We start from the raw sequence: 12713 nt of genomic DNA on the forward strand, positions 1-12713 counted from the left end.
ATAGCGGCCGGTCGACGTCAGTTGGCGATGGTCCGGAGGGTGCCCATCCTGATCACGCGTCAGCGTGTGGCGAATGACCGAAATCCAATTGAGTATTCTCACAGGCACGGGTAGCATTGCGCATGGCCTTGCTCGGGCCTCCCCCCTCCACTGGGGCAGCATTCGACATGCGGAGCGACACGATTTCGAACCTATCCCGTTCGAGCACGCGCATAAGGAGGGATTGCGTAGACCGCTCGAAATTGGAGGTTCAAGATGAAACTGTCTTCACCAATCTACACACTCAAGCGTCAAGCAAAACTGCTCGCGCGCGACAATGGCATCAAGCTTCACAAGGCACTCAACCAGCTTGCGCGCAAAGAGGGCTTCAGGGACTGGAGCCACCTGGCGTCCAGCTATTCCAATTCAACACCCGCCAAAGACGTTTTGAGCCAGCTCAATTCAGGCGAGTTGGTGCTGATCGGTGCGCGCCCCGGTCACGGGAAAACCCTGCTTGGGTTGGAGCTGGCCGCATTGGCTGAGAAAACCCGTCGCAAAGGTTACGTTTATTCATTGGATTACAATGAAGTGGATGTCTGGGATCGGTTTGCGAAACTTGGATTCGACCAAGATGCAAACGCCCGTTCAATCGTCGTTGATACCTCGGACGATATTTGCGCGGCCTACATTATCGAGTGCCTCGATAATGCGCCTTGTGATGCACTGGTCGTTGTCGATTACCTGCAGCTCCTGGATCAACGGCGAAGCCATCCTCCGCTTGAAGAACAAATCCGAGCGCTCAAGGAATTTGCCATCGGACGAGGGGCGATCGTGGTTCTGCTCTCGCAGATCGACCGCGCTTTTGAGCTATCGTCCCGCGGCATGCCAAACATCGAAAATGTGAGGCTGCCCAACCCCGTCGATCTGTCACTTTTCGACAAGCGGTGCTTCCTGCATGATGGCGAAATCCGGTTGGAGAAGGCGGCATGAGGCCTGCCTAGGCTCCTTTGCGGACGTTCGGTGAATGTCCGCAACCTCCGCATAGCGCCCGGTTGACGTAAATTGGCGATGGTCCGGAGGGTGGTGCCCAAATTTCGCCACGCTTTGCCATTAACGTTCAGCTAAGGAATTTACCTTACAACTTTAAAAAATTTATTTTCAACCATAAGCAATTCTTTGGAGGGATTGATGAAAACCGGAATGGTCACACTCGCAATCGGGTTCGGAATACTGGCAGCAACGGGTATCAGCTATGTCCGGGCAATCGCGTCCGAGACTGCGGTTTATACCTTTCAGGTGAAGGATGGCAGTGGCTCGATGAGCTATCGCTGCGCGATCGCGGCAACGCTGGCAAGTTCAGAGACCAATGCCCGTGCCGCTCATGCGATGTTTGAACCGGCCATGCGGACCTCTGCGCGGCTACAGGCAAAAGCCATGGTTGCCAGAATCTCGCCGGACCGTGCTTCCTCTGATTTGGTGGCCGACCTTGAAAGCATCAACGCCGAGGCTGACGCGCTTCGAGGAGCAACGCATCGCGAGATGCAACGTCGGTTCGGCTGCAATTACATCGGCAGCACCTGAAAACGCTCGGCGTCCGTTTCTCGTCAGCCGTGTCGCCTTCTGGCTGTCCACCCCGAAATACTGACATCGAAAAAGGGCGAGCCGGTGAGGCTCGCCCTTCGGTGATCCGGGCCAAAAGGGAGGAAGTTGACCCGTACTCGTTAAACCGTTGACCGGCTCCGCTTACTTGGCAGCGGTGGTCGAGGCTTTCTTGGCCGCGGCGGTCATGTCGTCGGTGGCTTTCTTCACGGCCTTGGACGCATCTTCCTGCAGGTCTTTTCCAGCAGCCATCATCAGCTCGACCGTGTCCATCTGGACCTTCTTCGCGATCTCGGCGAAGGCAGCCATGTGCTCGGCAGCCGATTCAGCATTGGCCGACGCGAAGTCGGTCATGGCCTTGGCGTAGTCTGCCGGCTCGGATTTCGCCTTGGTGACGTCGCTGAGCTTGGACAGGGTTTCCTGGGTCCATTTGCCCGACAGCTCGGCCGACTTGGTGGCGGCTTCGAGCGCGACGCCCGACATTTTCTCGCTCAGGGCGGCCTGGTTCTTGAACGCTTCTTCCATCGCCTTGGTGTCGACGGGGAATGCGCCCATCATGTCTTTCATCATCGCGTTGATGTCTTGTGCTTGTGCTTTTGCCATTGGTTTGGCTCCTTACTGTTCGGTTTCAGTCGTGTTCGTTTTGCAGGCGGTTGGTCCGCTCTTTGCATCTGCAACATATATAGATGCTGCATTGCAGCATTGCAACCCTTTTTGCTGCACTGCAGCAAAACTTTCACACGATCTAAAAAAGCGTTTCGCGTCAGGCAGTTGCCTTGCGCAAAACGTAGGTTCCGGGCGCCGGACCAAGGCTGGGATGCTCGGAATCGCCCGGTTTGCGGGCCTTTACCTTGGTGCCCGAGCGCTTGCGCAGCCAGGTTTCCCACGTTGGCCACCAGGAGCCTTCACGCTCGGTCGCGCCCTCCAGCCATTCTTCGGGCGTGGGCGGCAGGTCCTTGTTCATGTAATAGCCGTACTTCTTTTTCGACGGCGGATTGACGATGCCGGCGATGTGGCCGGACTCGGACACGATGAAGCTGCGGTCGGTCGATCCGGTCTGCAGGAAGCCGCGGTAGCAGTCGCGCCAGGCGGCGATGTGATCGCTTTGGCAGGTGACGGCCATGATCGGCACGGTCACGTCGCTGATATGCACCTTTTCGCCGCAGACGGTCATGCCGTCGGTGACGAAGGCGTTGGCCTGGCAGAGGTCGCGCAGGTATTGCTTGGTCATGGCGCCCGGCAGGTTGGCGCCGTCGCCGTTCCAGTAGAGCAGGTCGAAGGCGGGCGGGGTCTCGCCCATCATGTAGCTGCGGATCGCGGGCTTGTAGATCAGGTCGTTGGAGCGCAGGAAGGACATGGTGCGACCCATGATGAACGAGCGCAGGATGCCCTGCTCTTCCACCTCGCGTTCGATTCCGTCGACGAAATCGTCCTGCAGGAAGGGCACGAACTCGCCCTGCTCGCCAAAATCGGTGAGCGCGGTGAAGAAGGTGGCGGATTTCACGGACGTGTCGCCGCGCTTGGCCATCAGCGCCAGCGTCAGGTGCAGCGTGGTGCCGGCGATGCAGTAGCCCACGGCGTTGACCTGTTTCTCGCCGGTGATCGCCTTGGCCTCGCGGATGGCGGTCAGGAAGCCTTCCTCGATGTAGTCGTCGATCAGCACGTCACTGTAGGACGCGTCGGGGTTGACCCAGGACACGACGAACAGCGTGTAGCCCTGATCCGTGATCCACTTGATCAGGCTGTTTTCCTGTTTCAGGTCGAGAATGTAGTACTTGTTGATCCAGGGCGGGAAGATCACCACGGGGGTCTTGTGCACCTGCGCGGTGGTGGGGCTGTACTGGATCAGCTCCATCAGGCGGTTGCGATAGACCACCTCGCCTTCGCTCACGGCGACGTTCTCGCCCAGCTTGAAGGCCTCCTCGTCGCACAGGCGCACGACCATTTCGCCATTGTTGGCCTCAAGGTCCGACACCAGGTTCTCCAGCCCCTTCACCAGGCTTTCGCCCTCGGTCTCGATGGCGCGTTCCAGCGCGTCGGGGTTGGTGCTCAGGAAATTCGTCGGGCTCATCATGTCGACGATCTGCTGCGCGAAATAGTTCAGGCGCTTGCGGTCCTTGGGGTCGAGGTCGTCGGCCTCGGCCACGGCCTTTTCCACGGCCTGCCGGTTGAGCGCATATTGCTGTTTCACCAGCCGGAAATAGGGGTGCGTCCGCCACAGGGGATTCGTGAATCGCTTGTCGCCCTCCAGCGGGTCGGGATCGTCTTCGTCAGCGTCGGACGGGGGGTGGCCCTGAAGCAGCGATTGCTGCGCCTCCATGAAATGGCGCACGGATTTGCCCCAGTATTCCAGCTGCTGTTCATAGATCTTGCCGGGGTTTTCCATCAGCGCCTGCCAGTAGGAGGCTGCTGCACGTGCATAAAGATCCTGCCCCGGACCGTTCAGTTCGGGCATGGGCGGATTGCGGTGGCTGAGCGCCTGCACGAGCCTTTGTGACAAGGCTTCGACCTTTTCGAGATTTTCGTTCATCCGCTCCAGATTTTTTTCATCAGCGGTGTCGGGCGTTGCCATTTCCACGAAATCCTCTAATCTTTCTGCCGTGCAGCATGGCGCAGGAGGCCTGCGTCTGGTATGCAAGTGTTAACGTCGCCCCGCCTATACAGGTCCCCGGGGCCTGCGGGACTGCGACGAATGGAACCAACTCGGTCGGTCGGGCCGAAGGAGTAAGTAATGCGTTACATGGCCACCTACGACTTGATGGAAACCATCCGCAACACCAACCAGTGGCTGGGAGCGACGGCCTATTCCATGGCATCTTACCCCATCTTCGCGCTGACCCCAAACCCTGCATTTCAGTGGTTGGCCGCCTGGGGCGAAGTGACCGAACGCGCGTTCCAGCGGATGGTCGCCAAGCCCGACTGGGGGATCGAGTCGATCACCGGCGAGGACGGGCGCGATCACCTGATCAGCATCGAGACGGTGGTGGAAAAGCCCTTTGGCGACCTCATCCACTTCAACGTGCAGGGGCGCGACGAGATGGACCGCCGGGTTCTGCTGGTGGCGCCGATGTCGGGGCATTACGCGACGCTCTTGCGCTCGACCGTGAAGTCGCTGCTGCCCGATTGCGAGGTCTACGTCACCGACTGGCACAATGCCCGCGACATCCCGGTCAGCGAAGGCAAGTTCGATGTCGAGGATTACACGCTCTACCTGGTGGAGTTCATGCGGCATCTCGGCAATGACCTGCACGTCATTGCGGTGTGCCAGCCCGCGCCGCTGACCCTGGCCGCCACCGCTTATCTGGCCGAGCAGGACCCCGAGGCGCAGCCCCGTTCGCTGACGCTGATCGGCGGGCCGATCGACCCCGATGCCACGCCGACCGAGGTGACGGATTTCGGCCACAGCGTGACCATGGGCCAACTGGAAGGCACGATGATCCAGCGCGTTGGGTTCAAGTATCCCGGCGTGGGGCGCAAGGTCTATCCCGGCCTGCTGCAACTGGCGTCGTTCATGTCGATGAATGCCGAGCGGCACAGCCAGGCCTTCATGAACCAGATCACCCGCGTGGCGCAGGGCGAGGCCAGCGACCGCGACCCGCACAACAAGTTCTACGATGAATACCTGGCGGTCATGGACATGCCGGCGGAGTTCTACCTTTCGACGGTCGAACGCATCTTCAAGGCGGGCGAGATCGCCAGGAACGAATTCGTGGTCGATGGCCACAAGGTGGATATCGGCGCGATCAGCAAGGTCGCGGTGAAGACCGTCGAGGGCGGCAAGGACGACATTTCGGCCCCTGGGCAATGCGTGGCGGCGCTGGACCTGCTGACCGGGTTGCCGGACGACATGAAGGCCAGCCACCTGGAGCCCGAGGCGGGCCATTACGGCATCTTCGCGGGCCGGTCCTGGCGCAACAACATCCGGCCCCTGGTGCTGGATTTCATCGACGCCAATTCCGAGGACCCGGCGGCGCGCAGCCGCACGAAGTCGCGCAAGGACAAGAAGAAGGCCAAGATCGCGGCGGAGTGAAGCGGCGCGCTTGGGCGGAGAGATCCCGGATCAGGTCCGGGATGCCCCCTGTCTTTGTCCACGCGCGGAACAAAGGCGCGGCAAGGCCGCGCCGCCGCGCATCGCCGGGCCGCCCCCCGGCACGGTGATTTGGTCGAGTTGGGCGCACCGTTCGAATGCTCTTCGGATTTGGCGGAAATAAAGTGCTCAGAATTGCGGTTGGATCGCCGCACCGCGGCCCGTCGATGTGCGGCTTAGTCAAACACCGGTCATCCCGGACTTGATCCGGGATCTCGTAGTCACACAGATCCTCGGGTCAAGCCCGAGGATGACAGGCTGAACGGTCAGGTTGACCCGCCCTACCCCGCTTCGACCCGCCGGTGCAGCACCAGCGGCTGTTTCAGCCAGACGCGCAGCGCGGCCGTCACGGCCTCGGGGGATTCGAGCGTCGGCAGGTGCCCGGCGTCCTGCACCAGCGCCAGTTCGGCGTTGGGGATGAGACCGGCCATGAACTCGTGCCGCTTGACCGGGGTCAGCGTGTCATGCACGCCGCACATCACCAGCGTCGGCACGTGGATCTTGCGCAGGGTCGCCTGGTAGTCGCGGCGCCGCTGCAGGGCGCGGACCTGGCGGGTGATGGCCTCGGGTCCGAGGTTCTCGGCCATCTTGGTGACCATGTGCAGGATCGAGGTGCGTTCGGCATTCGGGGCCAGGTGCTCGGGCCGCAACAGTGCCGACACGGCCTGGTCGATGAAGCCCGCCCGCAGCTTGGTGACGACGGGTTCGTAATTCGCCGCCGATTGCGGCGTCTCGGCCATCGAATTGGTGTCCATCAGGCAGAGCCGCGTCACCCGGTCCGGCGCGCGGCGCACGATTTCCAGCGCCACGATCCCGCCCATGGACAGCCCCGCCAGCGCAAAGCGGCGCGGCAGGTGGTCGAGGAGGCCCGAGGCGATTTCTTCGATCCGGTCACCGTGGGAAATGGGCGCGACAGTTACCGGCAGGTCGGGGCTGAGCGCCGTCATCTGGGGGCCGAAGACGCGTGCGTCACACATCATGCCCGGCAGAAACACCAAGGGGTCCTTCATCGCTTTTTCCTTAACCTGCCCGCGCGCTTTGCGCTGTTTTATGGACGCGATTCTGCCACAGGCGCGCGGGAAAACCAAGAAAACTCGCGCGGGCTACGGCAATCCGCCGATCCGGTCGGGAAGGTGTCGGCGCTCACGCGATGCGCTCCAGCACGTCCTCGATGGAGCGGATGATGAGCGCGAGGCAGTCGGGATCGGAAAAGCGGTGATCGGCGCCGTCCACGAGCGTGAGGCGCATGTCGCGGCCCTTGGCGTGGTCCAGAAGGCGCAGGGCCACGGACATGTCCACATCCGCATCGGCGGTGCCTTGCAGGAAGCGCGCCGGGAACGGCAGTTTCAGGTCCGAGCGCAGGACGAGGTTGTCGCGCCCGTCCTCGATCAGGCGGTGGGTGATGATATAGGGCTCGTCATATTCGCTGGGCAACGCGAGGCGGCCTTTGGCCTTCAACTCGGCGCGCTGCGCCTCGGTGAAGCCGGCCCACATGCTGTCCTCGGTGAAATCGGGGGCGGCGGCCACGGTGACCATGCCGGCGATGCGGTCGGGGATGGCGCGGGCCATGAGCAGGGAAATCCAGCCACCCATGGAGGAGCCGACGAGGATTTGCGGGCCGTCGGTCAGTTCCTCGATCGCGGCCCGGGCGTCCGCCGCCCAGTCGCCGATGCAACCATCGGTGAAGGCTTCGCCGCTTTGGCCGTGTCCGGAATAGTCGAACCGCAGAAAGGCGCGGCCCGTGCGCCTGGCCCAGTCTTCGAGATTGAGGGCCTTGGTGCCTTCCATGTCGGATTTGAAGCCGCCGAGAAAGACCACGCCCGGCCCGTCTCCGTCGGTCTTGTGATAGGCCAGACGACGCCCTTGCGGCGAGGTCAGCATCTTGATCTCTGACATCTTGGGTTCCCTTTCGAGGTTTGAAAGGAACCTGTCACCCTAAGGGCGGCGTTTCAAGCCGCCAGCGGTGGTCAGAGTATGGAGCCTATCGTGCGCTCGATGCGGTCGAGCGTGTATTCCCGCTCCTGCCCCGGTTTGTCGGGGACCGCACTGGCCGGGAAGCCGAGATAGGTGGTTCCCGCTGCTTGATCGGGATCATCCGCATCCCCCGCATCATCGGAGGTGTCGGAGCTGCTATCGAAACGTGCCATTTACTCTACCGTTTTCTTTGTCCGCGTCTGAGACCCGTAAGGCCGTGCAATAAAGTTAGCATTTCAATTGGAAATGAAAATTCTCTTTATGTCACAATATGTTACAGTCAACACCTGCATACTGACGAATACAGCGCGATACAACTGTATGCGGTGGTATACAGTCAAGTGACATCCCGCAACCCCAGCGCGGCCAGCCCGCCAAGCGCCGACATCGCCGCGAACCCGATGAGGGCGGCATTGGGGCCGACCCAGCTGAGCGCGCCGCCGAAGGCGCCGGCCAGCAGCAGGATGATCCCGATGGCCAGGTTGGCGACAGCGGAATTCACCGTGCGCCGATCCTCGGGCGAGATGTCGACAAGGTAGGTCGAGCGCGCCTGTCGCACGCCGTGGTAGGCGATCATCAGCACGAAGAGCACGCCGGGGATGATGGCCGTGGTCTGGGCCCATCCGGCAAGGTTGGCGGCCACGCCCGCCGCCATGGCCAGCGCCCCCAGAAGCCCCGCCGCGAGCAGCATCAGGCGGCTGGAGCGGTCGGCGAGCCAGCCCCAGGCATAGGAACTGACGAACCCCGCCGCCGCGGAGGCCACCAGCAATGCGCCCAGCGTGCGCAGCTTGTCGTCGTCGCCTTGGGTGGTCATCACGGCCAGGAACGGCGGCGCAAGCGCGGTGGCGGTCAGCAGGCCGCGCACCAGGATGAAGCGGCGCAGGTTCGCGTCTTCGCGGATCACGTCGCGGAAGCGGTGCAGGCCGGTGTCCTGTTGCGGGGTGCTGTCGTTCTCGTCGAGGGTCGAGAAGATGACGGCCGCGGCGACCCATAGGCAGGCGGCGAGCGCGACGGCGGCGATCACGGCGGCTTTGGTCTGTATGAGGCCCGACAGCATCAGCCCGGCAAAGACCAGCACCGCGATGGACGCGACCGAGCCGGCCATGCCGGTGACCGCGCCGCGCTTGGTCTGGCCCACGGTCTTGCCCAGGATGTCCTTGTAGGAGACCGAGCAGGCCGCGCGGAAAATCGCCAGCGTGGCCAAGAGCACGCAGATGGCGAGCCCCGCTGCCCAGCCTTGCAGGAAAATGGCCGAGGCGGCGATACCGGCGGCCATGGCCCCCTGCCCCGCGCTGCCCGCGACCCACATCCAGCGGCGTTGCTTGCGCTGTTCCAGCCACGGCGCCAGCAGCACTTGCGGCAAAAGCGCCCCGGCCTCGCGCAACGGCACCAGAAGGGCCACTATGCTTCCCGGCGCGCCGAGGACACCCAGAAGCCAGCTGAGCACCAGCTTGGGGTCGATGAGACCGTCGGCGATTTTGGTGAGGCTGAGGGAAAAGATATGCCGAAGCCCGTTGCGGGCCTCGGCCTTGTCACTTTCCTGTCCTGTCAGTCGTTCGAATGTGCCTTGCACTGCGCACCGTGTCGTTGAGGCTGGTTAGCCTCCGACATAGGGCGCGGACTTGGGACGGTAAAAAACTTTTTGATTGTGCAGGCGGCCCAGCAGGTCGTGGATGCGGCGGGTCACCGGCTCGGGTTGGTTGACCTTCGAACTGTGCAGTGCGCTTTCGATCAGGTCCATGTCCTCGACGGAAAGTTCGAATGTGTCGTTGTAGCGGGCCATGTTTTTCTGCTCCTTCCGATGCGGTTACGTGCGATAAGCAAACCTGAATGCACGTTTAGATATTGTTATATAGGAGATTTCGGCAGATCGTAAAGGGGAATTTTTCGTTCTTTATCAGAGGCTTTCAGAAGGGTGCGCTGCGACGCGGCAAGGCGGATTCGCATACGTTTGCACACCGAATCCGCGTTTGGCCGGTCGTCCCGGCGAGAGGAGCGCCCAGCTTGGGCAAGCCGCGCTTGACTTGCCCCCCGACCCGCGCCACAACCCGGGCCAAGACCATAACCCGCAACCGGGCGTTCCGTGGGCGCCAAACTGACGAGGAGGCCAGACATGGCTCAGATCTCCCTTACTCTTCCCGATGGCAATGCGCGGCAATACGACGCTGGGATCACCCCCGCCGAAGTGGCCGCCGATATCTCCAACTCGCTGGCCAAGAAGGCCATTTCGGCACATGTCGATGGCAAGCATTGGGATCTGGCCTGGCCCATCGAGCGCGACGCGCAGATCGCCATCAATACGATGAAGGACGAGGAGGCCGCCAATGAATTGGTGCGCCACGACCTCGCGCATATCATGGCCCGGGCGGTGCAGGAGATCTGGCCCGACACGAAAGTCACCATCGGGCCGGTGATCGAGAATGGCTGGTATTACGATTTCGACCGAGCCGAGCCGTTCACGCCCGAGGATTTGGGTGCCATCGAGAAAAAGATGCGCGAGATCATCAACCTGCGCGACCCTGTCCGCACCGAGGTGTGGGAACGCGACCGCGCGGTGCAGCACTACAAGGACAATGGCGAGCCCTACAAGGTGGAGCTGATCGAGGCCATTCCGGGCGACGAGCCGTTGCGTATGTACTGGCACGGGCATTGGCAAGACCTGTGCCGGGGGCCACATTTGCAGCATACGGGCCAGGTGCCCGCGGATGCCTTCAAGCTGATGTCCATTGCGGGGGCCTATTGGCGCGGGGATTCCAGCCGCCAGATGCTGCAGCGGATCTATGGCGTGGCCTTCACCGGCAAGGAAAAGCTGAAGGCGTATCTGAATTTCCTGGAAGAGGCGGAAAAGCGCGACCACCGCAAGCTGGGCCGAGAGATGAGCCTGTTTCACATGCAGGAGGAAGCGCCCGGCCAAGTGTTCTGGCACCCCAATGGCTGGACGATCTATACCCAGTTGCAGGACTACATGCGCCGCAAGCAGCGCGCGGGCGGATACCGCGAGATCAACACGCCGCAGGTCGTGGACCGCAAGCTGTGGGAAAAGTCCGGCCACTGGGACAAGTACCAGCACCACATGTTCATCGTGGAGGTGGACGAAAGCCGCGACGGCGAGGATGACGACGCCAGCGTCAAGAACAAGGATCAGACGCGGATCAACGCGCTGAAGCCGATGAACTGCCCCTGCCACGTGCAGGTGTTCAACCAGGGTCTGAAATCCTATCGCGACCTGCCCCTGCGGCTGGCCGAGTTCGGCTCCTGTGCCCGGTTCGAGCCGTCGGGCGCGCTGCACGGGATCATGCGGGTGCGCGGGTTCACCCAGGACGACGCGCATATCTTCTGCACCGAAGAGCAGATCCAGGAGGAATGCGCGCGGTTCATCGACTTTTTGGCGGATGTCTACCGCGAGCTGGGTTTCCCGGAGTTCGAGATCAAGTTCGCCACCCGCCCCGAAAAGCGCGTGGGCAGCGACGAGTCCTGGGATTACGTCGAAGGCGCGCTGGAGAACGCGATCAAGGCGGTGGGGCGTGAGTATACGCTGGAGCCGGGGGATGGGGCGTTCTATGGCCCCAAGCTGGACTTTTACCTGACCGACGCGATCGGCCGGGTCTGGCAATGCGGCACGTTCCAGGTGGATCCCAACCTGCCCGAGCGGCTGGATGCGACCTATATCGGCGCGGATGGCGAAAAGCACCGGCCCTACATGCTGCACCGCGCGACGCTGGGCAGCTTCGAGCGGTTCATCGGCATCCTGATCGAGAACTGGGAAGGCAAGCTGCCCTTCTGGTTGGCCCCGCGGCAGGTGGTCGTGGCCTCGATCGTGTCCGAGGCCAATGACTATGTGCTGGAGGTCGTGGATCAGTTGAAGGCCGCGGGCGTGCGGGCCGAGGCGGATCTGCGCAACGAGAAGATCAACTACAAGGTCCGCGAACATTCGGTGGGCAAGGTGCCGGTGATCCTGGCCGTGGGGATGCGCGAGGTCGAGGAAAAGACCGTGTCGGTGCGCCGCCTGGGCGAGAAGCAGACCAGCGTGCAGAGCTTGGAGGAGGTCACCGCCGCGCTGGCCAAGGACGCGACGCCGCCCGACCTGGCTTGACGCCTATTGCAAGGAACCGCGCGCCCCGGGCCTGACCCGGGGCCTCCTGCCCTTCCGCGCGAGGCCCCGGCTTGGGGGCCGGGGCGGGGTGAGCTTGTGTCGGCTGACGTCTAGAAATGCGCCTTGGGCTCATCGGGTTTCCCGGCGCCGACGGCCAAGAGGCCCGCCAGCCCGACGAAACCGATGGGGAAAAGCGTGAAGGGCCCGATGCCGAACGTGTAGGTCATCAATCCCGCCGAGATCAGCATCAGGATGCCGCCCCAGAGCGCGCGAGCCTTGGACATGGCCGCCCCGGCGATGGCCAGAAGCGGCGAGACGAAGCTGGCGGTGCGCACCAGCCCCTCGCGGTCGAGCGCGGTGGCCAGACCCTCGACCTCGCCGTATTCCCGGATGAACTCCGTGTAGCCGAAGGTGAAGAAGCCCACGACCAGGGCAAGGCAGCCGCCGATGATGCCCAAAACAAGTGCCGCGTTGCGCATGGCGGTCTCCTTTGTTCGTTACGTCAGCGCCGCCTGCACGTCCTTGCCCCAGCCGAGGTAGAGCGTGCCGCCATCGTCGATCAGCGGGCGTTTCATCAGCGTGGGATGCGCCGCGAGCAGGTCGAGCGGGTCGCCCGCGCGTTCGGCCTCGGACAAGCCGCGCCAGGTGGTGGAGCGGGTGTTGAGCAAGGCTGCGCCGAATTTTCCATGCGCCGCCCGCAGCACGTCGGCGGGCACGCCATCGGCGCGGACATCGCGAAACCCGGCGTTTTCAAGAGATTTCAGCGCCTTGCGGCAGGTGTCGCAGGTTTTCAGCCCGTAAAGGATCATGGTGTCATCCGCTCACGTTTTCATCAGGTGACCCCTACCTAAGCATTGGCCCGCCGTGTTTCACTTGCTTTTTACACGCTGTGCACAATCTTCATTACCGTGGTCTTGGTCTTGCAACCTCCGGCCGACGTGCCGGGGGCCAGCAGAGGCTCCCTTGGCCGCATGGCCCGGC

Annotated in this window: 13 protein-coding genes; 4 read left to right on the forward strand and 9 right to left on the reverse strand. The window is 62.5% G+C overall.

Annotated elements, in window-relative coordinates; all coding sequences use genetic code 11:
* The first annotated feature begins 255 nt into the window (after positions 1–255).
* Complete coding sequence (locus tag FIU89_RS12760) at positions 256–969, forward strand: DNA helicase (protein ID WP_152492952.1); 714 nt, start codon at positions 256–258, stop codon at positions 967–969.
* A gap of 198 nt (positions 970–1167) precedes the next feature.
* Positions 1168–1560 (forward strand): hypothetical protein, encoded by a 393-nt coding sequence (locus tag FIU89_RS12765; protein WP_152492953.1) that lies wholly within the window; start codon positions 1168–1170, stop codon positions 1558–1560.
* Between the two features lie 162 nt (positions 1561–1722).
* Here the strand turns inward: FIU89_RS12765 and FIU89_RS12770 are convergent, their stop codons facing one another.
* Positions 1723–2181 carry a phasin family protein gene (locus FIU89_RS12770; protein ID WP_152492954.1) on the reverse strand — a complete coding sequence of 153 codons (459 nt, stop codon included), beginning with the start codon at positions 2179–2181 and terminating at the stop codon, positions 1723–1725.
* 160 nt (positions 2182–2341) lie between these two features.
* Complete coding sequence (gene phaC, locus FIU89_RS12775; RefSeq protein ID WP_152492955.1) at positions 2342–4150, reverse strand: alpha/beta hydrolase; 1809 nt, start codon at positions 4148–4150, stop codon at positions 2342–2344.
* A gap of 159 nt (positions 4151–4309) precedes the next feature.
* On the opposite strand from phaC, the gene phaZ reads away from it, so the two are divergent.
* Positions 4310–5608, forward strand: a complete 1299-nt coding sequence (gene phaZ / locus FIU89_RS12780; protein WP_152492956.1) for a polyhydroxyalkanoate depolymerase — start codon at positions 4310–4312, stop codon at positions 5606–5608.
* A gap of 338 nt (positions 5609–5946) precedes the next feature.
* Here the strand turns inward: phaZ and FIU89_RS12785 are convergent, their stop codons facing one another.
* The 5 genes from FIU89_RS12785 to FIU89_RS12805 form a co-directional block, all read right to left on the reverse strand.
* Complete coding sequence (locus FIU89_RS12785) at positions 5947–6675, reverse strand: alpha/beta fold hydrolase (protein WP_152492957.1); 729 nt, start codon at positions 6673–6675, stop codon at positions 5947–5949.
* Between the two features lie 133 nt (positions 6676–6808).
* The gene (locus tag FIU89_RS12790; RefSeq protein WP_152492958.1) at positions 6809–7561 is read right to left on the reverse strand and encodes a carboxylesterase; all 753 of its coding nucleotides are present in this window, start codon (positions 7559–7561) and stop codon (positions 6809–6811) included.
* Positions 7562–7632: 71 nt separating this feature from the next.
* The gene (locus FIU89_RS12795) at positions 7633–7812 is read right to left on the reverse strand and encodes a hypothetical protein (protein WP_152492959.1); all 180 of its coding nucleotides are present in this window, start codon (positions 7810–7812) and stop codon (positions 7633–7635) included.
* A 164-nt stretch (positions 7813–7976) separates the two neighbouring features.
* Complete coding sequence (locus tag FIU89_RS12800; RefSeq protein ID WP_152492960.1) at positions 7977–9212, reverse strand: MFS transporter; 1236 nt, start codon at positions 9210–9212, stop codon at positions 7977–7979.
* A 24-nt stretch (positions 9213–9236) separates the two neighbouring features.
* Positions 9237–9422 carry a hypothetical protein gene (locus FIU89_RS12805; RefSeq protein ID WP_152474385.1) on the reverse strand — a complete coding sequence of 62 codons (186 nt, stop codon included), beginning with the start codon at positions 9420–9422 and terminating at the stop codon, positions 9237–9239.
* A gap of 330 nt (positions 9423–9752) precedes the next feature.
* Between FIU89_RS12805 and thrS the strand changes: the two genes are divergently transcribed.
* Positions 9753–11732: a threonine--tRNA ligase gene (thrS, locus tag FIU89_RS12810; RefSeq protein ID WP_152492961.1), complete on the forward strand. Its 1980-nt coding sequence runs from the start codon at positions 9753–9755 to the stop codon at positions 11730–11732.
* Positions 11733–11842: 110 nt separating this feature from the next.
* Here thrS and FIU89_RS12815 read toward each other — a convergent pair whose 3' ends face one another.
* Together FIU89_RS12815 and FIU89_RS12820 are read right to left on the reverse strand one after the other, a co-directional pair.
* Complete coding sequence (locus FIU89_RS12815; RefSeq protein WP_152492962.1) at positions 11843–12211, reverse strand: hypothetical protein; 369 nt, start codon at positions 12209–12211, stop codon at positions 11843–11845.
* Between the two features lie 18 nt (positions 12212–12229).
* Positions 12230–12541, reverse strand: coding sequence for an arsenate reductase family protein (locus FIU89_RS12820; protein ID WP_152492963.1), 312 nt, complete (start codon positions 12539–12541; stop codon positions 12230–12232).
* Positions 12542–12713 lie beyond the last annotated feature (172 nt).

Origin of the sequence: Roseovarius sp. THAF27 (assembly GCF_009363655.1) — a bacterium.
Taxonomy (GTDB): Bacteria; Pseudomonadota; Alphaproteobacteria; order Rhodobacterales; family Rhodobacteraceae; genus Roseovarius.